Source organism: Aliiroseovarius subalbicans, assembly GCF_022678625.1.
Lineage (GTDB): Bacteria > Pseudomonadota > Alphaproteobacteria > Rhodobacterales > Rhodobacteraceae > Aliiroseovarius_A > Aliiroseovarius_A subalbicans.
The window spans coordinates 1217733-1240846 of sequence record NZ_JALBYQ010000001.1 but is presented as its reverse complement, the minus strand read 5'-3'; the positions used below and the strand labels follow the sequence as shown (position 1 = coordinate 1240846).

Sequence of the window (23114 nt, the reverse complement as noted above, 5' to 3'; positions counted from 1 at the left end):
TCACGCCAGGTAGCGAAGACCGCCTACCTTAGTCGTGCGGTGGGTTGCGACCGACTTGGATTTCCTGAACACGGTCTGGCCATGTTGATCTGATATAGGCCAGAATGTCCCAGATATCTTCCTCGGCGAGCGTGTCTCCAAACCCCGGCATACCGCTGGCAAAGCCCGTAACGCCACGTGCTGCCAACGCTTCTTCGCCGCCGAGCCGGGTGTATTCGAACAGAAGCTGATTATCGTGGTGCCATGTGTGCCCGGTCTTATCATGGGGTGGTGCAGGCAGAACGCCGTCTTCATCAGGCGTGCGCCAGTCGGGCTGCCCTTCGAGATTTGCGCCATGGCAGGACGCGCATTGTTCGACGTAGAGGGCCTGCCCATTGGTCAGGTCCCGGTCATCCAATTCGTGACCGGCGATAGCGCCAGTCGCGACACTCCAGGCAGCGATGATCAGAATGTGTTTCATGTGACCTTTACCCATGTTTTCATACCCGCCGCCTGATGCCCCAGCATGTGACAATGCAACAGCCATTTTCCGGGGTTGTCGAACACGCAGACGATGTCGCGGGTCTCGCCTGAATCCACAAGTGTGGTGTCGCGGAACGCGCCCAGATTGTTTTCGGCTCCGACCTCAAAGAAATGATGCCCGTGCAGATGGATGCCATGCGGGAAACGGGTGCCATTCACCAGACGAATACGCGCTGTCTGCCCACGTTCGAACAGATGAAACGGGGTATCCGTCAGACCTGACTGGCCGTTGAGCGCCCAGATGTCGCCGCCCATCATCCCTTGCATCATACGGCGGCTCATGGCACCGCCTTCCATGGTAAGGGTCAGGGAAACCGCATTGTCCATGTCGGGCGGTGCCGTCTCGTTTGCTGGCAACGCTGAAATCTCTGACGGTTCCCGTTCCGTGTTCTCGCCAACCACCGCGATTTCGCCCAAACGGTAAGGGCCATCCTGCGTGGGGAATATGAAGGAAATCTGGTCTGAAGAAGTGACATCCGCGATGATGTCGGCACGCTGGGCCGGGGCCAAAATGAGGCCGGATGGCTCCTGTAGAGCAGAAAGCGGCATGCCGTCCAAGGCAACCACGTTGCCCTCAATGCCTTCAATCTCAACCGGGAAAATTCGATCTGTGGCGACGTTGATCAGCCGCAAGCGCACACGATCACCGCGACGGACCGGCGTGTTCGGTTCGACAAGCGCACGGGCATAGTTGCCAAGCCGCCCTTGATGCGCCTGGTCGTGCATATTCTCGAAACCATCGGCGAGTGTGGCGTTTTCGGTCATGCGCCAGTCATCGACCATGACGATTAGATCGTGGTCCACATCGGGAGGTGTCGCTTCCTCAACAATCAGCGGACCGTAAAGGCCCTTGGCAACCTGTTCCCAAGACCGATTATGCGAGTGATACCAGTAGGTGCCAGCATCGGGTGCAGGGAAACGATAGGCGAACTCGGCATCCGCTTTGACGACATCTTGCGTCAGGCCCGGAACGCCATCCATTGCATTGTCGATACGCAGGCCGTGCCAATGCACCGCCGATCCCTCGTCGATCTGGTTCCGGAACCGGATATCAAAGACGTCGCCTTGACGGGTCCGCAGCACTGGTCCGGGGGTGCTGCCGTTGAACCCAAGCATAGGTGTTGCCGGTTCCCCGTCGGGCAGGATTTGTGCGCTGACCGGCTGCGCAACCAGTTCCGTCGGGGTTGAAGCAAATGTGACACGCGGAGCCAATGCCGCAACGCTCGTCGTGATCAGGAATTCTCGTCTGTTCATGGAAGGCCTCAGTTCGGAAGGGTCAGAACGCTGGTGAGTGTTGCGGTTGCTGCAAGCACCAGCAGTATGACCGCTGTTTCAATTTCGATGGAGCGCGCCAGATGCTGCGCGGCTTTGCTGTCCCCGGCCTGCATGGCGGGAACGAAGCGGAATTTGTTTGCGGCTGCCAGCGTCAGAACCACGCCGACAAGCACCAGCTTGATCAGAAGGGCTTGCCCGTAACCCGTTGACACCAGTGCCCCCAGATCGCCCAGCAACTGCCAAGCCATCAATAGGCCTGCCAAGATCAGCACGGGGACAATCACTGCCGCCGCTCGCCCAAAGCGATGCCCCAGCAGGGCCGCTTTGTCCAAGTGTTCTGACTGCCGTGACAGGTTCCGTAAGGGGCCAAGGATGCCAATCCAAAAAGCGATGCCCAGAAGGTGCAATAGAAGGAGCAGGCGAACACCAGCTTGCTGCAAGTCAGGTACGTGCCCGATCTTTGCGAAGGACCATAAGGCAATGGTCCCGCCAGCAAGTGAAACCCACGTCCCAAAACGGGGAATGAACATTCCCGCGATTAGGAGTGCTGCACCAGCAACACGATAAACCAGAACGTCGCCAACCGGTGTTTGCCACAACAGCCCGAGCATTTCGGGATCCGTCATGCCATCGGCTCCACCCGTCAGGGCGGCACCACGCAGCATGAAGCCGAAAACCGCTGCGGCGATCGCAAATCCGGCCAACACCACGGCCTGAATCCTAATCCGGTCGCTTAATGGCGACACCAGATAGGGAAACGAGAGTCGAATGATCACAAGCCCGGTTGAACCCGCAATGCCGATATAGAGCATCAGCTTGGCGAAGATCGCGGCTATTCCCCAGATGTCCGGCATGATCATTCCACCGTGAACGAAAACTCGCCCTGCATGGCGTGACCGTCCGACCCCAAGCCCCGCCATTCGATGCGATAGGTGCCGACCCCCATGCCCTCAAGGGGCAGCGTGAAAACACGGCCAAAGCTCGTCTGATCTCCCAAATCAAGCTGAACTGACGGGTCGTCCTGATGAAGCATATCCACCCGCGTAAGACGGATATCAGCAGCGAAGTTGAAACTGATTTCGGTGGGAGCCTCGGTAATCACCGCGCCGTTTTCAGGCATAGTGGTGTCCACTCGCGAATGGGCAAATGCACTGGTGGCAAGAAAGGTCATCAAAGCAAATGTGGCAAGTTTTTTCATTTTGGGTTCCTCAGTTAATTCCATTGGCGCGTTGAATTTCGCGGATATAGGCGATGACCATGGCAACATCGCCACGGATCAGACCTTCAACCGGAGGCATGTCGCCGAAACGCCAGTGATGGCTTCTGACGCCTAACGCGACTGCGCGCTGAAAAGATTCGTCGGCATGGTGGCTGGGTTCATAGATAACATGGATCAGCGGCGGCCCCGCACCCTCAACCCCAACAGCGTTGGTGCCGTGACATGCTGCACACGTATTCCCGAATATTCGTTGGCCGATCGCTGCATTGCCGTCGATTGGCGGCATCTGGATCGCGACAATCGCGTTACCTTCAACAGGTGCCGCTTGCGCGGCTTCCTCTGCGGGGCCGGGTCGAAGAACGAGGTATGCAGCGACGGCTGCCACGGCGCACGCGCCGATCACGATATATTTTCGGTTCATGGATTGGTCCTAACCTTGTGAAACAAAGGCTGGCCGCAGTATTCCTGCGACCTTTCAATAACGCTGATCACTTACGCAAACAGCGGTGAAATCCTGATTCAAAGGTTGGGTGGTCTGTCCGGGTTGTCCGGCTCTTCTAGTGTCGAGAGGTGGCCAACTTGCCAACCCAATACGGTCTCGGATTGATCAAAAACTGCGTCGGACGTTAGCAGTAGTAGCGCGAGAGAATTGCACAGGAATGGATTGCATTCGTCATGCGCTATCCCATCTGATCCAAGCGGTGTGCTGCCCGTCAATTCCCCCAAAGCGTGGCCAGTGTGGTTTTCGAGCCCGGGCATAACCATGTGCTCGTCACAATGCCCACCAAGGCAATCCATTGATAAAGCATGCGCAGCGCTGCTTAGCCCCGTCAAAAAGACCAGAAGAACAACAAGCAATGTTGAGGTTATGTTTCGAAGGCACTTCACACAGTGAAACTATCTCAGGTTCCGATCCATTACAACGCGGGCCCATTGTCAGGTGGTGTGAACTGCAACCGCCCTAAGAAAAGAGCCACTCATCCGATAGCAGACGTGCAACCATCACGCAGCATTCGAGAAAATGGGCTCAATGCAGACCTCGGATGCAGCGCAGCATCTTGTGATACAGTGCTTTGTCAACGTCGGGTTGTCGTTGTGGGAGGGCGTGGCGGATCGGAGGATCAGTCATGGAAACACTAAACTTACCTGCCATTCGAACACTTCGCCCTGCCTGGAACAAGGGACGCATCGTCGGCCAGAAACGTCCACTGAAACCCAAACATGTCTGGGCGACTAGGGTACGACTGGAACTCGCCGAAAATCATCGAGACCTCGCCCTGTTCAACATGGCTATCGACAGCAAGCTTCGTGGCTGTGATCTAGTTCGCATGCAAGTCGTCGACGTGGTGGCACCAGGTCAGATAAAAGAACGGGCCTCGGTACTGCAGAGTAAAACCCAAAAGACAGTTCGGTTCGAGATTTCGGAAGGTGCGCGCGCTTCTGTCGCGAATTAGAAGATGCACTGGCAATTGCAGAAGCTATCGAAATCTAAACATATGGGCCGTTCGACAGGGACGGCCCGAACCGGTCATTCAGTCATCTTGTAGCCAATGCCAGCTTGGAGTCCTCTTTGACCGATGCTGTGGGATGCATCGATGTCTGCTCTGAACGAGAGCGATGTAGGCAAAGCTTTAATTGCCATCGGTTCAAGTTCTCGCGGATTGAAATGAAAATCGAAAAGCAGCAACGGAATGGTGGAGGGGGACACGAAAGAATGAGACCAGATCTGCCCAAAGTCTTTGCGTGGGCCGCGAAAACTGACCGTAAATGCGCCAAATCGATTTCAATTTCGTGACTGCGGGTGATCTTTCTTGAGCATTTTCTGCGGCGCGGCATTCTGAAGCCACAACGGAGATTGTGCGTGATACCTCCTCCCTTTGCGTGCCGTCGACGACAAAAGTCCAACAGGGCGTGGCTGGGTAGATTATTGCCCAGCCACATTTTTCACGGAAAACTTTGGTAGAATTGCTCGAGCGCGTGTCAGATTAACTGCCGTTTGCGGTGCTGGCATCAACCCCTGAATTGGAAGGGGCACTCATTGAGTGCGGCTGAGTTGTCCTCGGAAAGGGAGTATTGAACCCATTCCAGTTCACCCTTTTGATAGCGACCCAATAAGGGCGAATGCGCCACCTCATCATAGTCACTAGACCGCGCCCTGATTTTGGATCGCACCCTCTCACCCTCGGGCGTGTCCCCCGCCACCAAGTCAAAGCGTTCACGTGGATTGATCACCAAAGTGAAATGACGACCGAGGTTTCGACTGCGACGTTTGGTATGCAGTGGAGCAGACATGTTCACGAATAATTGCAATCCTCCGAAGCAAAATGACCAAAATGGTTCAAGTGGCGTTTTTGAGACATCACTGGGCCAGGGGGTAGGATCGTTTTCGTGCCAACTCTGTAGCACCTGCCACCCAAATTCATGATATTGTTCAATAGTATCAAAACTGGCTGCATGCTCAGAGAAAACCATCAGTAGGGGTTTGGCACTGTCCAGCCGCCCGTCCCAATGATTGCAGTCTGCAATGTATTGAAGAAGATCGCGCATCCCGGTTCGAAACCCTTTCTCACCGGGGGCGTCAATGAAAGAGAATTGAAGCAACTCTCGATGGAAAGCGTTTTGTGAGAATGTGCAGGGAAAATCCGAAGGAGATGCGAGACGCTCGGCTAAGTCATTGTAAGTCGCCCTCTGCCATTCAGGAATCCCGGCTTGGGAAAGGTTTTTCTGCGCTACGAGTGCCAATTCAACCTCACTACATTCGTTGAAGGGAATATGTAGGCAGCATTGAGATTGTGCAAGGAAGTTGACGGCGACCAGCCTGCGTTCATCGAAGAGTTCTACTTCCGCATCATTTTGCAGGGCAAGTTGGAACGCGTTGTTGGCTTGACCCGCGGCCGACTGGGCTCAGTCGTGCTGCACCTATTGCCGGTTTGATACCCGGTTTTTCGGGGCGTTCATCGCAGCTACATTCGATTACCGGGCGGCGGATTGACCCGCCGGTAACGCCGGATATCAGTACGCGAAGAAGCAGAACCAACGGAGCGACCGCATCACCGCGAATGGGGCGCAGGCGCGATGAAACACGAGGTGCATGGTCGGCGTCGAACTAGGCAAGCATGGCCTCGTAAGGCGCCTTCATACGCTCGGCGAAGTAGTCCATCACCAGCCGGATGCGCTTGTTGTGTTGCACGTCTGCGTGACAAGCGAGCCAGAGGTTCAGCGGGGGAACGGGCAGGTCCGGCAAGACCTGGACAACCTCGGGCCAGCGCGACGCCATGCCGATATGCAAAGGTCCGATCCCGATGCCGGTGCGGACTGCGTTTATGCCAGCGATGTTGTTGTCGCAGCGGAACTGGAAGCTGTTTGGGGTCAGGGGTAGGCCGACGGCGCCATAGGCCGCGATCAACGACGGATTGCGGTCCAGCCCGATAAGCACATGGGACTTCAGGTCGTCGATACTCCGCGGATTGCCATGGCGTTCGAGATAGCGCGCGTGTGCGAAGAGCCCCAGCGGCAGGTCGCGGATTTTGCGCGCGACAAGATCGTTCTGGGTCGGTCGGAACATGCGCACCGCGATGTCGGCATCGCGTTTCAGCAGGTTTGTCGCCTCATTGCTGACCTCGATCTCGATCTCGATCATCGGGTGTTCGGCCATGAACGCCGCGATCAAGCCGGGAAGCAACAGGGCGCCGAGGATCTCATTGGCAGAGATCCGGATCGTCCCCTCGATCCTCTCCTCCAAACCAGACGCTGCGCGTTCGAAGTCGGTCGCAATCCCCAGCATCTCGCCCGCGGTGGCCACGAGGTCCGCGCCCTTGTCGGTCAACCGCATACCCTCGCGGCCCCGTGTGAAAAGCGTGAACCCCAGACGTTCCTCCATAAGATCAATGTGGCGGCCGACCGTGGGCTGTGTCAGCCCAAGATGGCGGGACGCAGCCAGGAGCGAGCCGTGCTGTGCAACCGCTTGAAAGGTTCGGATGTGGTCCCAGGAAAGCTGCATCGGCATCTCTATAATTTTTTATAGTTATTATCGAAATTCAGTCAATTTATCAAGTCAATCGCATACCGCATCTTGAGTTCAGTTCAAACACGCCGGTCAAAACGGCTCACACCAAAAGGACCCAAACCATGTCGATACTCACAACCACCGCCGCCATCGCCGCAACCGCACTTGTCGCAGGCTTCGCCATCGGGCAGATCACTGGCCCCTCCATCACAACCGAAATTGAAATCGACGCTCCGGCCGACGCCGTCTGGGCGCAACTGGCCCACACCGAAGCGTACGCCGACTGGAATCCATTTGTGCGGAATATTTCGGGTGATCTGGAAACCGGAACCTACCTGCAGGTCACTGTTGGCGCTGATGGCAGCTCAAAGATGGACTTCACACCGGAAGTGCTCGTCGCCGCAGAGAATAAGGAACTCCGGTGGGTCGGTCGCCTCGGATTCAGGGGCATCTTCGATGGTGAGCACTATTTTATCCTCGAGGAAACCGACCGCGGAACCACGATCTTTCATCATGGCGAAAACTTCACTGGCCTGCTCGGCTTTCCTCTCATCGCTCTCATTCGTGAAGACACCCACCAGGGTTTTATGGCGATGAACGAAGCGCTGAAGGCACGGGTCGAAGGAAAGAGCTGAAGTCCGGACCGAACGCCAAAGCAAAGACTGCGGCCCGGTTGTCGCGGTCTTGCCCGATCAAGCAGGCCCTCACCAAAGGAAACCCATCATGCATCCCGCAAACCTCGCACTGCGCTTCTTTCTTGAAATCGCCGCCCTCGGTGGTTTCAGTGTGCTCGGCTGGACGCTCACCGAAGGCTGGTGGCGCTACCTTGCCGTGATCGTCGTCCTCGCGGTGCTCATGTCCCTTTGGGGTGTGTTCGCCGTTCCGGACGACCCGAGTCGCTCAGGCAACGCTCCGGTCCCGGTATCGGGCGGGCTCCGCCTGATGCTGGAATTCGCCATCCTGTTTGGCGGCGCCGGGGCCCTTCACGCGGCCGAGTACAACTGGGCGGGGCCTTCGCTAGCCGCTCTCGTCATCTTGCATTATCTCCTGTGGGCCGATCGCATCGCCTGGCTGCTTCAAAACTAGCTTCTGGTCTGCGCGGCGGAGGTCTGCTGTGCCGAACGATCTGGCCACACCGAACGGCTCTAGCATCCATGTCGCATAATATCCCCTACGCGCCCTTCCAACGTCGGCATTTGGAATATCAGCCCATCGGCGTCAATCTTTGTGCTATTGTCGCAGGAAGGAGGGTCCAATTGCCCAGAATCTTGCTCATTTTTGCGCTTGTCATGTGGTCGGTACCCGCCAAGTCCCAAGACTCTTTTTATCTTCTGATCGACAAAGGTTTGGTTACTCACCTCCTGACGATTGAGCCAGGCAAGCTCTTTTTATACCCTGGCGCCGCCGAGGAGATCGTGCCTGATCATCTGATTGACCAATATGCGCCGGGTTCACCAATGCGCCGCGCGTATGAAGAGCAAGCTTCTCGGATGCTAAATGAAGGTGTCGCAACAGATTTCCTGACCATTTGCACCGGCATTGTCTGCGAGCTCCAGACAAAAATTGCCAGGGTCACCCTGCCGGACGGGGAGGGGTACTTCGACCACCATTTTCAAGGTTTGCAACGCCTGCGGCAACTCTTGGACGAAACACCGCCTGAGCCAACAAATACCTTTGAACAGGACATTGCTGATCTCTTGGCGTTTTTCGAAACTCACGAGGAAATCGGGCGCATCCTGTTCACTCTCAATATCCCAGCTATGGAAGAAAATGGACTTGAATTGGATCATGTGCCGTTGCTTCATTCCCTGTTTGAGAACCGCCACTTCACCAACCTGGCAAACCTGCGCCCGCAGCTTGAATTGGGTCGCACGGCAGCCTGGTCAATCGATCTTGGGCTGTTTTCAGTCCCGTTCGATCAGCCGGACAGGCCCGAGCATCGCGCCGCCCGCCGCGTGAACTATGAGGTCACGTCCACGGGAAACGCTGATCCATCTGCCGTGCGCCTGACATTCAGTTCGGAATTGGATCTGACCGTTGTCGGGGGATCCTTTTCTTGCGTGGGGCTAATTTGCGACATGCCGTGGCAGGGACCGTCGCAGCTGACGCTTGAGTTCGCAGAACCCAGGCTCGATGACGGGCAACTGGAAGCGACGGCGGACATTGTCGCGAAGCTGTCCATGCAAACTGAAACTGGTTCTTGGGAGGAAATTACCCAGGACTCGTTCGGGGTCGATTTCTCGAACTGCGATTCAAAATATGTGAAAGCCATTCGCGCGCTTTCCGGCACGAAAGGTGATCCGGCAATTGCAGCCCAGCAATCACGTACAGACCTCACGCCGGTGTCAGCTTTACCGGGGCGCTTGTTGTATGGCACGTTCCCGATGGAAAACGCCGCCCGCGACGCACCTGCGCCCCCCCCGGTAATATCACAATTCACCCATCAGGAAATACGCGCTGCCCTCACATCCATCTCTGGGCGAAAGCTGCTGGACCAGTTTCTGTCAAAGGAGGTCTGGGGCGCTGACGGACAACCAAGTTTTGTGGATGCCTTGGAGGCATTGCCCCTTGTCCTCGAATGCGATTCCGAGCGGCTGGAAGCCCTGTACAAGCCGCTTGAGGGTGTCCTGCCTCACTTTGCAGATGGACGCAAAATCAATACAGAGATGGCGCTACAAGCCAGGCAGACGGCCGTATGGTGGGCAGAATTGGTAAACAAAGAGCTGGCCGAAGTCGCCAGTGAACAAGTCTTTGAGGATAGCCAAAAACCAATTGATGATCAGCTATTGGATTTCGGGGCAGCCACTGAATTGGGGTTGTTGGTAGATATGCTGGTGGAGTTGAAGTTTGGCGCCGAAGCAATGGCGACGACTTCAGCCCGGGTGAATGCTGTTGGCGCGGTGTTGGTGACCCTTCAGGCGCTGTCATCCGCGCATGATCTCTACCGGCTGTACCAGATCCTCGACCACTCGAATGAATCCACAAGCTGGCTGGAGGCTGCTGCCTATTTTGAGCCAATGGCCAAACGCTACTCGGATTTGGAAAGCCGGATTGAAACTCTTCTCCATCAGGTTCGGGTGGCGGAGGCGGAGGCATGCGGCTGCTTCAAGCCCTGAGGCACCTAGGGATCACGCTGAAGTCTCCCGCTCTCAATCTTGGGTGTTTCCGTGCTGCTGAGGTGCAGAAAACAGGTAATGGTGTCACGCCTACTGAGTGACCCGAAGGTGACCCTAGGGAAGACTCGGTTGGCGGACGATAGGCCGCCACTTGCAATCACATTCCATCGTGTTCGGCCAAGTCCGTTTCGGGTGGTGACCTGCCTGTCGCTGCACATCATCCCAACGGCCGTTAAGCGGGACTTTCCGGTCGCTCGCTGCGTTGGCCCGAATGTGGGCTTTCCAGGGGCATCAAAAACATCTTCAATGGTGAGAACCCGATGTTTTCCATGATTGGGGCGATGTCTTTAGAATCGACAAGCGGCTGAAAGACGAAATCAAGCCAGCAGACCGTGCCTGCACCGCGGCGACCGGCTTCGTCTGTGAACACCCCGCTGTTTGAACACATTACTGGCTCAAAGGGTGTTTTGGGGGTGTAACTATCGGCTTCACCTGATGTCCACGCTCCCGTTTTGCCACTCCAAAACAAAAGTTGTCTGCGTGGCGCTGGCAAGCCAATTCGAACACGCCCGGCAAGGACACAGCTTCTTTCCCCCAAGCTGGCGTGATGTCCCTTTTTATAAAGGATGCCTGTTTTTGTTATGGAGTTGCGACTGAAAACGCTTTTAGGAAACGATCAACTGAACGTTCGATCGCTTCATTTGGATCGTCTGGGCACGGCATTCGGTAGATGTGTTGCCGGATACCAATGTAGACGATGCCGCCGTGGAGATTCCAAAGATCTTCCATGGTTGGGGTCACCGTATTGGGCGAGGCGACGAGGATTTCCTCCAAAAGAGGGCGCAATATCATCTGGTGCATGTGATCCAAGTAGCGCCGATTGAGTTCAGCGCCCGCCAAACCTGAGAACATGAAAATCCGCATCCAGTTGTATTCGAAGATGAGCGTGCTGTAATCGCTGTAGAATGCCAAAATGCGGTCGCGAAGAGGGACGCTTCGATCCACTATGCGGTGGGTCCATTCTGATGAAAGCCTGTTCAGGTAGACCTGTTCATACACCGCTTCGATCAGGGCATCTTTGGTCGCGAAGTATTTGAAAAGAAGCGATTGTGTGATGCCGATCTTCTTGGCGAGGTCACGGGTTTTTCCATCCAGCCCAACTTCGGCGAAAAAGGCGACAGCCTCATCGATGATCTGCTGACGGCGTTCTTCAGGATGCAAACGGCGAGGTTTCATCTTGGGCCCCGAGTCCGCGTCGGCAACGTTTTGTTTGTTCATATCCATGGTCCGGTTTGTGGGCAGAAAAGAATCTTCTTGCAATATTATTCGGTTTATTGATCATGTGATCAACAGTATTGATCAAGTGATCATTAGTCGGCATGGGGTGTGCGGGCTTACCGGGGGGCACTACGAATGAAAGCATCTGTAGGCGGCTATGCGCGGGCAACGGACCTGCAGCACGCGATCAAGCTTTTGGATTCTGCTGACGGTATGGCGCGTGTGCTGGCGGGGGGGCAAAGCCTTGTGGCTGCGATGAATATGCGTCTGACAGCTGGCGATCTGCTCGTGGATATCTCGCGTCTGTCAGAGCTGCGGGGCGTCACCGATGAAGGCGATACCATTCGCATCGGGGCGCTTACACGACATGTTGAAGTGGGCGACAATGCCCTGATCAAGGAACACGCGCCGTTGTTGGCCGATGCCGTCAAGTTTATCGCGCATGCCACGATCCGCAATCGCGGCACGATCGGTGGTGCGCTTGCACATGCCGACCCGGCTGCTGAGTTTCCAGCCTGTGTGCTTGCGTTGGGGGCCACGCTGCAAATCATGGGGCCCGACGGAGGCCGCACTATTGCCGTCGAGGACTTTTTTCTTGGCCTTTTCGAAACTGATCTGGAACCCGAGGAAGTACTGATGGCAATCACTATTCCGAAGGCCGAGGCAGGTGAACGCCAGGTTCTGCAAGAAGTGACGCGCCGGTCCGGCGACTATGCCCTGGCCGGGCTGTGCCTTGTGAAACGACAGGCCGGCCATCGTTTGACGATGTTGTCAGTCGGAGAACAACCCGAGCTGGCCACCGGCGCGATGGCAATGCTGGATGCGGGCAATATCGATGGGGCCGTGGCGGCCCTGCGCGCCGAGATTGACCCATCAAGCGACACCAACGCCAGCGCGAGTTACCGACGCCATATCGCAGGGGTCCTTTTGCGACGCGCGGTTGACCAAATGACAGGAGACGTCCGATGAGCGAGATGTTCCGCGACAAGGTTGAGATTGATCTGACGGTGAACGGTGAAGCTGTGCAAGCACGCGTGCCTGCGGGGCAACATGCCGTCGATTTCCTGCGTCAGGAATTAGGCCTGACCGGAGCACATGCCAGTTGCGAACATGGCGTCTGTGGCGCCTGCACCATCCGCGTTGACGGCGAAACGGTGCGCGGATGTCTGACGCTGGCGGCCCAGCTTGACGGGGCGGATATCTGGACGGTCGAAGGCCTGTCAGACACTGATGCAATCCGTGATCTTCAAGACGCCTTTGTTGCGCGAAACGCGTTGCAATGCGGGTTCTGTACGCCAGGCATGCTCGTTGCCGTGGAGGAGCTTCTGGCCAAGGGTGGCGTGCCTGATCGGGCCGTTATCCGCGAACATCTTTCAGGCAATTATTGCCGCTGCACAGGGTATGAGGCCATTGTGGACGCTGTCGAAAGCGTTGCGCAAAAGCGGACGGGTAAGGTGACGTCATGAGCGTTCAATTCGGCAATCCCGATCGCCCGAATTCCTACATCGGCAAGACTGTTCCGCGCCCCAACGCGGCACGGTTGGTCGAGGGACGAGGTAAATACGTCGACGACATCGTGCTGCCGCGCATGGTTCATGTGGCGTTTGTCCGCTCGCCTTTTGCACACGCGAAAATCCAGGGGATCGAAACCGTGGATGCGGCGTCGGTCAAAGGTGTGTTGCGCGTGTTCACGGGCGCGGATCTGGCTGAGGTCTGCACGCCTTGGGTGGCCGTGCTTGCGCACCTCAAGGGTCTGAAATCCCCGCCAGAACACCCGATGGCCGTTGATCGCGCCTGTTGGGTCGGGGAACCTGTTGTCGCCGTGGTCGCCACATCCCGCGCCGCTGCCGAGGACGCCGCGGAATTGGTTGACGTAGACTATGAACAACTGCCTGTCGTGACTGATATGATGACCGCGCTTGATAAGGACACACCGGTGTTGCACCCTGAAATGGGCGACAACCTGGCGTTCCAGCGGGTGAATGAGGAAGGCGATCTCGACGCGGCTTTTGCTGGCGCACACAAGATCGTTTCAGCGCAGTTCAGTACTGCGCGGCATACCGGCGTCACGCTAGAACCCCGATCCATTTTGGTTGACTGGAACCCCGCCGAAACCCAGATGACGGCGTATCATGCGACGCAGGCGCCGCATATGATGCAGACCGTGCTTGCCAAACATCTGGATCTGCCGGAATCCCGCGTGCGAGTGATCTGCGGCGATGTGGGCGGGTCTTATGGCATCAAGGTTCACGTCTACCCTGACGAAGTGGCGACCGCCGCGATCGCCAAAATCATGGGGCGTCCGGTCAAGTTCATTGCCGATCGACTTGAGAGCTTTACGACCGACATTCATGCGCGCGATCACAAGATTGACGCGAAGATCGCGGTAGACAAGGATGGGAAGATCCTTGGGTTCGATGTGGATGACTGGACAGCGATTGGCGCGTATTCCGTTTATCCACGCACCTCGGCGATCGAGGGCAATCAGGTGATCAACCTGTGCGGCGGACCATATGATTTTGCCGATTACCGCGCCAAGACGACAGTGGTGTTCCAGAACAAGACACCCACCTGCCAGTATCGCGCGGTTGGTCACCCGATTGCCGTGGCGATCACCGAAGGGCTGGTTGACATGGCTGCGGCCGAACTTGGCATGGACCCGATCGAAATCCGGCGGCGCAATATGTATGCCGATGACGCCTATCCGGTCACCTCGCCTGCGAAAATGCGGTTTGAAGGGCTGTCGCATCACCAAAGCATGGACAAGCTGGTCGGGTTGATGGACTACGACGCGCTGAGAGCGGATCAGGCGGCAGCTCGTGAAAAGGGGATCCATCGTGGCATCGGGATCGCGACGTTTATCGAACTCACCAACCCGTCGCCGTTCATGTATGGCATTGGCGGCGCGCGGATTTCGGCGCAGGACGGCTGTACGGTCCGGATGGATCCGGATGGATCAATCGTAGCACTCTCTGGCGTGACCGAACAAGGACAGGGCACCGAAGCGATGCTGAGCCAGATCGTTGCCGAAAGCGTCGGCGTCCTGCCCTCCAAAGTGCGCGTCATTACCGGAGATACACAGGTCACGCCCTACGGCGGCGGCACATGGGCATCCCGCGGTGCGGGTATCGGGGGCGAAGCGGCCCTGCGCGCGGGGCGTGCGTTGCGCGATTCTATACTTGAGGTCGCCGCGGCCATGCTGCAGGCCGACCAGAGCAACCTCGATATTCGCGACGGCGAAGTTGTTGACAGTGAGTCAGGTACGGCGCGTATGCCGCTCGAGGAATTGGGGCGGATCGTCTATTTTCGAGGCGACACATTGCCCGAGGATTTGCCCCGAGAACTGGTTCAGACCCGGCACTACATCACCTCCGAATATCCCTTCGCCTTCACAAACGGTGTGCAAGCCAGCTACGTCGAAGTCGATACCGACACCGGTGAAGTGAAGCTGTTGAAGCACTGGTGCGTCGAAGACTGCGGGCGCATCATCAACCCGCAATTGGTGGATGAGCAAATTCGGGGCGGGATTGTTCAGGGTCTCGGTGGGGCGCTGTTTGAAGAAGTCCACTACGACGAAGATGGGCAGCTTCTGAACGGCTCCATGGCTGACTACCTTGTGCCCATGGCCGCTGAGATGCCGGACATGATCATCGGGCATGTCGAAACACCCACCAAGGAAAGCGCGCTTGGGGCCAAGGGTGCGGGGGAGGCGGGAACCGCAGGGGCACCAGCCGCCGTTATGAACGCCATCAATGACGCGCTGCGCCCCATGGGTGCGCAGGTCAGCGCCATGCCATTTACACCCGAACGCATTTTGCGCGCGTTGGGAACGATCGAAGAATAAATCAAACCGAAAATGCGAGGAGGCATTTTCACCAAGGGAGGAAAGACCATGAAGTTTACCACTTTCACTGCCGCTGCAGCGCTGAGCGTGTCCGTAGCGGGATGGGCATCTGCGCAAGAGCAGGTCACCGTCAATATCGGATCATCGCACCCGGAGGCCAATATCTGGGTCTATGCGATGAAGAACACATTTCAGCCAGAGGTGAACCGCATCCTGGCCGAAGCGGGAAATGAGTATCAGGTGAATTGGGCCGAGGCCTATGCCGGCACCCTTTACAAATTCACGGATACCCGCGAAGCCGTGATGGATGGCATCGTCGACGTCGGCATGGTCGGCACGGTTTGGGAAGGTGCGAACATGCCTTTGCAAAACGTGACCTACTTCACGCCGTTCGCGACGTCTGATCACAAGATGATCATCGAGATTTTCGACGACCTGAGCCAGAACCTGCCCGAGCTTGCCAACAGCTGGTCCGAGAATGGCATGGTGCACCTGTCGTCGCTGATCACCGACAGCTACGACATCTATGCAACCTTCCCTGTCAAGACGATGGCAGACCTGCAAAATCGCAAGCTGAATGCGCCCGGCACCTCGGCCAATTGGCTGCAGGAAACCGGCGCGACGCCGGTCGACGGTGCGTTGACCACCTATTACACCAACATCCAGACCGGTGTCACCGAAGGCACGTTGTCCTTTGCGTCCGGCATCTTGCCGACACGCGTTTATGAGGTCGCACCAGAGCTGACCCGTGTTGGTATCGGCTCGATGTATTTCGGCGGGATTGCAGCGAACGAGGATTTCTTCAACGGCCTGCCAGAGCCGGTTCAAGCCGCGTTCCGCGAGGCGGCCAAAGCGACGTCTGTGGCGCACGGCGACTATGTCGCGGGTCTTGCAGAACGCGCCATGGTCGAAATGCAGGCTGCTGGGCTGACCGTGCATGAATTGCCGGACGCCGAGAAAACCGCGTGGGTTGAAGGCCTGCCAGATATCGTGGCGCCCTGGCTTGAGCAGACGGGCGAAGCAGGCAAGGTTGTCCTTTCCGCCTATTTCGACGCCCTGCGTGAACGCGGTGCGACGCCACTTCGCAATTGGGACGAAGGTCGTTAATTTCATTAACACCTTCTAATGAGGCACCCGTCCGGCGCGTTTGGACGGGTGCATGTCCGAATGCGCCCAAGCATGAGTGATCGAAAATGAACAAAGTCAATCCGGCTGCAAGAGACCACCCCACAGTCCCAAAATTCGCCGACGCGCCCTTCGGTGCCGTGTTGGGGACCGTGGCTGCCGTCATGTCGTCTATCGGGACGCTATGCGTCGGGGCGCTCATGGTGCTTGTCGTTGCTGATGTTCTGGGACGAAATTTCTTTAATGCGCCAATCACCGGCGTATCCGAGATCGCGGCGCGCACAATCGTTGCGATCGTGTTCCTGCAAGTCGCCGCAGCGATCCAGCAAAAGCGCCTGACACGGGCCGATTTCCTCGTGAGGCGCTTAGAGGGCTCGTCGCCGAGTTTAATAGCTCTGCTCGAAAGCTTTTTCGCACTGACCGGTGCGGTCATATTTGCACTGATATTTTGGGCTTCGTGGCCAAAACTGATGGACGCCTGGCAAGGGGCGGAATTCTTTGGCGTGCAGGGGGTGTTCACCATTCCAACGGCGCCGTTCCGCGCCATCACAGTCTTTGGGAGCATGGTGGCATCGCTGTCAGCGCTCTACCGCGTGTCCGAAGAAATCCGCAGTTTCCAGAGCAGCACCCCATGACCACATTGACCATTGGTTTCATCCTGATCGCTGTCCTGATCGGACTTGTCTTGTTGGGGATGCAGATTGCCTATGCGCTGTTTGCCGTCGCCTTCGTGGGGATATGGATCATCCGAGACAATTTGGATTTGGCATTCAAAATGCTGGAACTGACGGCATATAGCGGCATCGCCGACTATCTGTTCGCCACCATTCCACTGTTCGTCCTGATGGGTCTCTTGGTCAGCGTGTCCAACGTCGGGCGTGATACCTTTGAAGTCGCCGAAGATCTGCTGCGCCGTATGATCTGCGGCCTGGGCATCGCGACCGTTGCGGCCAACACGATTTTTGCCGCAGTAACAGGCGTGTCCATCGCGTCTGCTGCCGTGTTTACACGGGTCGCTGTGCCCGAGATGACGCGTCACGGGTATCGTCCGGCGTTTTCTGCGGGAACGGTCGCGGGATCGTCGGTGCTTGGCATGCTTATTCCACCCAGCCTTTTGCTGATCATTTACGGCGTTCTGGCCGAGGTTTCGATTGGCGGGATGTTCATCGCGGGCATCTTGCCGGGGATCATGTTGGCGGGCGGCTTTGTCATCATGCTGATCGGCCTGACGGTGGCGTTTCCCAGCTTTGTCCTGACCGATCCAGATGCGTCCAGAACCCGGCGGCTGGATGTCAGCGCGCAGAAAATGCCGTTCCGAACGATGGCGGCGAAGATATTCCCGATCCTCGCGCTGGTGCTTTTGGTGCTAGGCGGGCTCTACTCCGGCTATTTCACCCCGACCGAGGCGGGCGGCATTGGTGCCTTCGGTGCCTTGATCGTCGCGATCTCACGCCGGTCTTTGGACCGCCACAAATTGTGGGACGTGATGAAGCAAACCGGGGTCATTTCCGTGTCGATCCTGTTGTTGTTGATCGCGGCGAGCTTCTATTCGCGGATGTTGTCCATCGCGGGCCTGCCCAGTGCCATTGAGGGTCTTGTTCAAGGATCCGGCTTTGGCCCCTATGGCTTTCTGTTCTTTTACGCGGCCATCATCTTGCTGATGGGGATGATCCTCGACAGCTCCTCGATTCTTCTGATCATGGTCCCGATTGCGGCACCGATCGCGCAGGGGATGGGCATCGATCTGAGCCACTTCGGGATCATCACTGTGCTGGCTGTAGAGATCGGGTTGCTGACCCCGCCGTTCGGTATATCGGTGTTCACGGTGCACAATACGATGAACGATCCGAATGTGTCGGTTGAACAGATATTCGCGGCGACGATGCCGTTCGTCGGTGTGATGTTGATCGTGTTGATCATTGTCGCGATTTTTCCGATCACATCGACGCTGTTCTTGTGACCTTGGGCCCCTGAAACATTTAGGATTCAGATATGGAACTTAGTGACGAAGTTGTCATCAACGCGCCTCAAGACGTTGTTTTTGCTGCGCTGAACGATCCCGAAATCCTCCGGGATTGCATTCCGGGGTGCGAGGAATTGGTCAAACATTCTGATACGGAACTTGAAGCCAAGGTCGTCCTCAAGATCGGGCCGGTGAAGGCCAAGTTCAAGGGCGATGTCACGCTCAAACCTGACTCGCCGCCAGATCGATTTTCGCTGGTGGGACAGGGGAGTGGAGGCGCCGCTGGCTTTGCCAAAGGCGGTGCCGACGTCGCGCTTGAACCCCACCCAGACGGCACGTTGCTGCGCTATGACGCGAAGGTGGAAATTGGTGGAAAACTCGCACAATTGGGTAGCCGGTTGATCCAAGGCACTGCCAAGAAGTTGTCAGCGAAGTTCTTCAATAGTTTTGCCGATCGCGTTGGCGAGGATGGCTCAGTCTGACTGGGGTGGCGTTTAAACTGTAGTCCAGGTTTTTGGGCCCGGCATCTGCTGGGTTGGATTGACATGGATCTGATTGCCCCAGGAGACCAAATTAGTGCAGACCTGTTCGTAGGGAGTGGGGCGGTCGCCAGGCATTATCTGACAGACCTCGCTTAGCGACCAATTTCGATCGGCAAAACCGTTTTCGCTTCCATCAAAATCTCTTCACGGTGGTCTAAGTCGAACGTTCCCTCCCCCTAGCATACATCGGAGCAAGCTATGGAGTATACTATGACCCAGAGCACAGCTCGGTTGCCGTACCTGGCCGCGGCGCAAGACTTCGAAACAGCGCATTTGAGAACTAGATCGGGCATTGGCAGAAACGCAGCATACTGCCCTTCTAGGCTCAAGGCTGCTCTTCGCTGCGGCTCGCGCCACGGTCTGCTGAGCGGACAATGCTAGCCTTGCCGGTAGTCCTCAGAATGTCCGCACTCTGGCGGTCTCTCTGAGAGCTTAACGGTCCAGCAATGCAAGCTTGATCTCCAGTGAGAGCGGGGTGTTCCGTAGCCCTAGTTGGTTGCACGTCGGAAAATTGAGTTCACCGCCGCATTCATCCGACCCGTCCAAAGATAGGGCAGATACTTGCCGCCTGGCTGGTCATGGCCAGCGTCGCAGAAGATGATGAAGTCGCAATTGAGGACATTGGTCGCATACTTATGGAACCCGCCGCATCAACGATTGTCGCCCAGTTTGCGACTGGTTTATCTGTATCAAACAAAGAATGTGTTTCTACCGGCTACGAAATCCTTTGTGTGTGTGAGTTAATGAAAAACAGGTGATAGATTGGTTGCCAGAACGCCAAATACCCGATGAAGTAGAAGGCGTTTGCAAATTCAAGAAGGTAAACTGTGTCCTTTGTAAATAACCCGACCTGGTAGGCCGAACAGTTCACCTCCCCGAAGCAGAAAGGGGTGGGAAAAGACAGAAATGCGAATACCACAAAAAGAAACAGGAACAGAAGCTTCCAGAGAACGCCCGGTGAAAACGCCAAATCCGATGCTAACATGGCCCGTCCGTCCAGGATTCCGGTCCTTTTCTGCGCGCGCCCTCCAAGCCGCAAAAAGGCGTACCGGATTGCCAGCGCCAAGTTCAATGCGATTGGGAAAATCGTAAATGCGTTTTCGAGGAGGAGCGTATGGTCGCGAACATAGGCCTCATATCCGGCATCCAGCAGGTGCTCTCGGTCAGCCAGTATCTTTCTTGCGCCCAGAGACGCAAACCACGAAAACGACGCGAGTACCCGTGTTCCAGTCACCTGCAGGCAAATCAGAAGGGATGACCCGATTACGACCATGCCTCATACCAACAAAATGTCGGCTAGGCTTCGATCCTGGCGGAGAAAAGGGGATGTGTTTTTCATTTTCACTCGAAAAATTTTCCGTTTTTCTCAAATCCAAGTTTTGGGAAGATACGGCATCCTGACCGTCGCTCCAACTTCTGTTTCGGGTTGTTCTCATGAGTTGGGGCGGGGCTGGCAGCCCTGCCATTCTCGTTTTCTTGGTCTGCGAGATTTGGGCAGACCAAACGCCCTTGGGTCAACCAATGACTGCTTTGTCTCTTACATCGTAAAATGGTGAAAGTGAGCGCGATTTACCGGAAATTGCCCAAAGAAAAGAAACACGTTTGAACTTGCGGTCCGCACTGGGCTCAAGCCAGCGGTTCGCCTCATTTGGCCCAGAGGTCTGCTCCTCAGGGGGGCTACAACACCAAACGACCTCATGGTGCCCTAGGCCTCTGCCCTCCGGCCCCGGATACCATCGCCCTGGTGGATCCAGGCCACCCATGCACGAACGTTCACATTGGACCATCAAGGTGAGGCGATCACTTTTCGCCAGCCTCGTTGTTATAGGAGCTGATAGAGCAAGGAGAGTTCGCTCGCGATTTGCGCAGAAAGGGAGCGGCAAATGCTAGGCTGCTTTCGCTGCACCCCCCCCAAAAAAAATCTGGCCCGCCCAGAATGATTTTCGAGCGAAGGCCAGTTTCCTGTGAAATGACACGATTGATCAGAATGACCTGTTTGAGTGACACAATGGTGCTGCTCGCCTCAGGGCATAACTCAGTGGCAACGGAAGTGGCAGCTTGGATCCAAAAGGGCACAACTGATGCATGATAGGGGCTGCCCGCCATTCCCGTTTTGAACATGACAAAACGCTGACAATCCGGTTCAGACACTTGAAAGGGCGCATTCGCTAGAAATGATTCGAGGCGCAAAACCAAAGGCGTCAGAACCGAGAATGAAGGATAGAGCAAATGACCGAACAGAATAACAAAGTGCTTTCCCGCCGGAAGGCTTTCACAGCCATCGGTGGTCTTGCAGTGGCTGCGTATGTGGCCCCCACATTGACCACGCTTTCTGCGGCACATGCCTCCAGTGCAAGCTCAGTCGCCAGCGCTGCGTCTGCAGCCAGCGCGGCCTCGGCGGCAAGCGCTGCCTCGACCGCAAGTGCTGCCTCGACCGCAAGTGCTGCGTCGGCATCTTCCACGCCCAGCGCAACGTCGGTTCCTTCCACGGCCAGCGGCCCAAGCGGTGCAGCTGAGACTGTGTCGTCAAGCGAGTGCGAAGCCTCCGGCGGTATCGTCGTAATGCGCGAAGACGGGGTTAAAGTGTGTAGCCAAGTCTAAGCGAAATTAGCGCGTTCTCAAAAACCGGTCTGCCTGCATTTCCTTTGCTGGCAGACCGAACTGCTTTTGGGCACGATGGAAATTGTGTAGCATGAGAGACACCAGCCCAGGATCGAAACGTGGCAAATACGCGGTATCTGAAATTTGAAGGATTGGATAAACCCGTCGCGCTTGAAAACGCGGCGCCCTTTGAGTTGATGGCATCAGAGGTTTTATCCGCGTGGCCTCATCAGATTTCCTCGACACGCCCCGACAGTCCACCTTTTGTGACGATTGGCCCAGCTGACAACGGTTGGTGGTCGCTGGTGGCTGAAGACGCCCCTTCCGACGTTCGGAAATGGGACACGGTCAACACGGTCTGTGATCTCGTGGCCGAAATGGCCTGGGAGCGTCTGCGGTCCGAGCCCGAACTGCTTTGCCTACATGCCGCGGCTGTGAACTTCGATGGACGGTTGATTGTCTTCCCCAATGCGCGACGTGCAGGCAAAAGCACGCTTGCCATTGCGCTGGCGCGGCTTGGGCGGCAACTCTACACGGACGATTTTTTGCCCGTCCGTGTTGATGCGACCAGTCAGAGCTGTCTTGGCGTTGCGAACGGGGCAGCGCCGCGTATTCGTCTTCCTCTTCCGAAAGGCTTCAGCGACGCTTTTCACGCTTGGGTGGAACAGGATCGTGGCCCGTCGAACCCGCAATACAAATACATTTTTGACGCGGAAATCGCGCCACACGACGAAACACTCCCGCTTGGTGCTTTGGTGGTGCTCGACCGACAGGATGATCCGGTCGAACCGACCCTTGCCCCCATGGCGCGTGAAGATGCGCTGGAAAGCCTGATCACTCAAAACTTTGCCCGCACGCGACACGCGGGCGCGATTTTGAAGTCCATCGAGGTGATCACCCGGCACCTTCCGATCTACCGGTTGAGCTATCACAATGCCGAGGTAGCAGCGGAATACCTATCGAACCATTCCGACTTGAAATCGCTCCCGGCAGCCAGGTTTGCAGAGCTCCCACAGGATGATCGCCAGGCACCGTTGAGCCAGGCCGATCAACCCGCACCCGAATTCGCAGCGGAACTGCAGTATATTCAGGCCGCGAACGTGACCGAGACGCCGGCGGGTGACGATAGTTTCCTTGCAGATGGCACGGGTCTGGCCATTTTCCGACTAAACCCCGTTTCCGCTGCGATTTGGCGGCTTTTGGAAGAGCCGACCGATCTGACCGAAGTCGCGTCCATTCTCGCCGCGGCCTTTCCCGATGTCGCTGCTGATCAGATCGCCATGGACAGCGAGCAGTTGATGCGCGGTCTGGCCGAGGCGTGTCTTATCATGCCGGTGGCCGCAAAGGTTGCTGCGCAATGAAGCCCGGCAATCGCATATCACGCCGGGAGGCTTTGAAGCGTCTGGGTTTAGGCGCGGTCGGGGCCTATGTCGCCCCTGGTTTGGCTGGATTGAGCATGGCCAGAGCATCATCAAGTTCATCTTCGTCGTCGCCCGCAAGCCGGGCAACACCACCCAGCCCGGCAAGCACGCCGAGTGACGCATCCGACGGCGTTGTTTCACAGCCCAGTGGGCCGGGGAGTTGCAAACGAGCCGCGATCTCGGGAGACGCCCAGATATCGCG

General features: G+C 56.7%; 23 protein-coding genes and 1 pseudogene. 14 read left to right on the top strand and 10 right to left on the bottom strand.

All coding sequences use genetic code 11. The features are described from left to right. Positions 1-28: 28 nt before the first annotated feature. The 5 genes from MN188_RS06245 to MN188_RS06225 are packed head-to-tail and all read right to left on the bottom strand — an operon-like array spanning position 29 to position 3437. On the bottom strand, positions 29-460 hold the full coding sequence (locus tag MN188_RS06245; RefSeq protein ID WP_242106722.1) for a c-type cytochrome: 432 nt from the start codon (positions 458-460) through the stop codon (positions 29-31). Beyond that, on the bottom strand, positions 457-1776 hold the full coding sequence (locus MN188_RS06240; protein ID WP_242106721.1) for a multicopper oxidase family protein: 1320 nt from the start codon (positions 1774-1776) through the stop codon (positions 457-459). The genes MN188_RS06245 and MN188_RS06240 overlap by 4 nt, the downstream gene beginning before the upstream one ends. 8 nt (positions 1777-1784) lie before the next feature. Further along, the gene (locus tag MN188_RS06235; protein ID WP_242106720.1) at positions 1785-2651 is read right to left on the bottom strand and encodes a copper resistance D family protein; all 867 of its coding nucleotides are present in this window, start codon (positions 2649-2651) and stop codon (positions 1785-1787) included. Positions 2652-2653: 2 nt separating this feature from the next. Then, complete coding sequence (locus MN188_RS06230) at positions 2654-2995, bottom strand: copper resistance CopC family protein (protein ID WP_242106719.1); 342 nt, start codon at positions 2993-2995, stop codon at positions 2654-2656. A 10-nt stretch (positions 2996-3005) separates the two neighbouring features. Further along, positions 3006-3437, bottom strand: a complete 432-nt coding sequence (locus tag MN188_RS06225; RefSeq protein WP_242106718.1) for a c-type cytochrome — start codon at positions 3435-3437, stop codon at positions 3006-3008. 706 nt (positions 3438-4143) lie between these two features. Here MN188_RS06225 and MN188_RS06220 point away from each other — a divergent pair. Continuing rightward, a pseudogene (locus MN188_RS06220) lies at positions 4144-4461 on the top strand (site-specific integrase); the annotation flags it as partial. 565 nt (positions 4462-5026) lie between these two features. Here the strand turns inward: MN188_RS06220 and MN188_RS06215 are convergent. Next, a complete protein-coding gene (locus MN188_RS06215) occupies positions 5027-5758 on the bottom strand; it encodes a YqcI/YcgG family protein (RefSeq protein ID WP_275116085.1) in 732 nt (243 codons plus the stop codon). A gap of 42 nt (positions 5759-5800) precedes the next feature. Between MN188_RS06215 and MN188_RS06210 the strand changes: the two genes are divergently transcribed. After that, positions 5801-5950, top strand: coding sequence for a hypothetical protein (locus tag MN188_RS06210; RefSeq protein ID WP_242106717.1), 150 nt, complete (start codon positions 5801-5803; stop codon positions 5948-5950). Between the two features lie 172 nt (positions 5951-6122). Here the strand turns inward: MN188_RS06210 and MN188_RS06205 are convergent, their stop codons facing one another. Next, positions 6123-7016: a LysR family transcriptional regulator gene (locus MN188_RS06205; RefSeq protein ID WP_242106716.1), complete on the bottom strand. Its 894-nt coding sequence runs from the start codon at positions 7014-7016 to the stop codon at positions 6123-6125. A gap of 128 nt (positions 7017-7144) precedes the next feature. Between MN188_RS06205 and MN188_RS06200 the strand changes: the two genes are divergently transcribed. The 3 genes from MN188_RS06200 to MN188_RS06190 all read left to right on the top strand — a co-directional run bounded on the left by MN188_RS06200 (position 7145) and on the right by MN188_RS06190 (position 10138). Beyond that, positions 7145-7657 (top strand): SRPBCC domain-containing protein, encoded by a 513-nt coding sequence (locus tag MN188_RS06200; RefSeq protein WP_242106715.1) that lies wholly within the window; start codon positions 7145-7147, stop codon positions 7655-7657. Positions 7658-7745: 88 nt separating this feature from the next. Then, entirely contained in the window at positions 7746-8108 is a 363-nt protein-coding gene (locus MN188_RS06195) for a YrdB family protein (RefSeq protein WP_242106714.1), read from the top strand. Positions 8109-8176: 68 nt separating this feature from the next. Further along, complete coding sequence (locus MN188_RS06190) at positions 8177-10138, top strand: hypothetical protein (RefSeq protein WP_242106713.1); 1962 nt, start codon at positions 8177-8179, stop codon at positions 10136-10138. Between the two features lie 639 nt (positions 10139-10777). Here MN188_RS06190 and MN188_RS06185 read toward each other — a convergent pair. Next, positions 10778-11422 carry a TetR/AcrR family transcriptional regulator gene (locus tag MN188_RS06185; RefSeq protein WP_242106712.1) on the bottom strand — a complete coding sequence of 215 codons (645 nt, stop codon included), beginning with the start codon at positions 11420-11422 and terminating at the stop codon, positions 10778-10780. A gap of 129 nt (positions 11423-11551) precedes the next feature. Between MN188_RS06185 and MN188_RS06180 the strand changes: the two genes are divergently transcribed. The 8 genes from MN188_RS06180 to MN188_RS06145 all read left to right on the top strand — a co-directional run bounded on the left by MN188_RS06180 (position 11552) and on the right by MN188_RS06145 (position 19648). Beyond that, the gene (locus MN188_RS06180) at positions 11552-12385 is read left to right on the top strand and encodes an FAD binding domain-containing protein (protein ID WP_242106711.1); all 834 of its coding nucleotides are present in this window, start codon (positions 11552-11554) and stop codon (positions 12383-12385) included. Then, the gene (locus MN188_RS06175; protein WP_242106710.1) at positions 12382-12882 is read left to right on the top strand and encodes a (2Fe-2S)-binding protein; all 501 of its coding nucleotides are present in this window, start codon (positions 12382-12384) and stop codon (positions 12880-12882) included. Before MN188_RS06180 ends, MN188_RS06175 begins: the two co-directional genes overlap by 4 nt. Then, positions 12879-15260, top strand: a complete 2382-nt coding sequence (locus MN188_RS06170; protein WP_242106709.1) for a xanthine dehydrogenase family protein molybdopterin-binding subunit — start codon at positions 12879-12881, stop codon at positions 15258-15260. The genes MN188_RS06175 and MN188_RS06170 overlap by 4 nt, the downstream gene beginning before the upstream one ends. Positions 15261-15308: 48 nt before the next feature. After that, complete coding sequence (locus MN188_RS06165) at positions 15309-16367, top strand: C4-dicarboxylate TRAP transporter substrate-binding protein (protein ID WP_242106708.1); 1059 nt, start codon at positions 15309-15311, stop codon at positions 16365-16367. 86 nt (positions 16368-16453) lie between these two features. Beyond that, the gene (locus tag MN188_RS06160) at positions 16454-17020 is read left to right on the top strand and encodes a TRAP transporter small permease subunit (protein ID WP_242106707.1); all 567 of its coding nucleotides are present in this window, start codon (positions 16454-16456) and stop codon (positions 17018-17020) included. Then, positions 17017-18345: a TRAP transporter large permease gene (locus tag MN188_RS06155; protein ID WP_242106706.1), complete on the top strand. Its 1329-nt coding sequence runs from the start codon at positions 17017-17019 to the stop codon at positions 18343-18345. Before MN188_RS06160 ends, MN188_RS06155 begins: the two co-directional genes overlap by 4 nt. 32 nt (positions 18346-18377) lie before the next feature. Next, a complete protein-coding gene (locus MN188_RS06150) occupies positions 18378-18830 on the top strand; it encodes an SRPBCC family protein (RefSeq protein ID WP_242106705.1) in 453 nt (150 codons plus the stop codon). 638 nt (positions 18831-19468) lie between these two features. Beyond that, positions 19469-19648 (top strand): hypothetical protein, encoded by a 180-nt coding sequence (locus tag MN188_RS06145; protein WP_242106704.1) that lies wholly within the window; start codon positions 19469-19471, stop codon positions 19646-19648. A 1042-nt stretch (positions 19649-20690) separates the two neighbouring features. Here the strand turns inward: MN188_RS06145 and MN188_RS06140 are convergent. Together MN188_RS06140 and MN188_RS06135 are read right to left on the bottom strand one after the other, a co-directional pair. Further along, the gene (locus MN188_RS06140) at positions 20691-21011 is read right to left on the bottom strand and encodes a hypothetical protein (RefSeq protein ID WP_242106703.1); all 321 of its coding nucleotides are present in this window, start codon (positions 21009-21011) and stop codon (positions 20691-20693) included. 80 nt (positions 21012-21091) lie between these two features. After that, positions 21092-21379: a hypothetical protein gene (locus tag MN188_RS06135; RefSeq protein WP_242106702.1), complete on the bottom strand. Its 288-nt coding sequence runs from the start codon at positions 21377-21379 to the stop codon at positions 21092-21094. Positions 21380-21796: 417 nt separating this feature from the next. Here MN188_RS06135 and MN188_RS17690 point away from each other — a divergent pair, with 417 nt between their 5' ends. Further along, complete coding sequence (locus tag MN188_RS17690) at positions 21797-22852, top strand: PqqD family peptide modification chaperone (protein WP_242106701.1); 1056 nt, start codon at positions 21797-21799, stop codon at positions 22850-22852. The last annotated feature ends 262 nt before the right edge of the window (positions 22853-23114 follow it).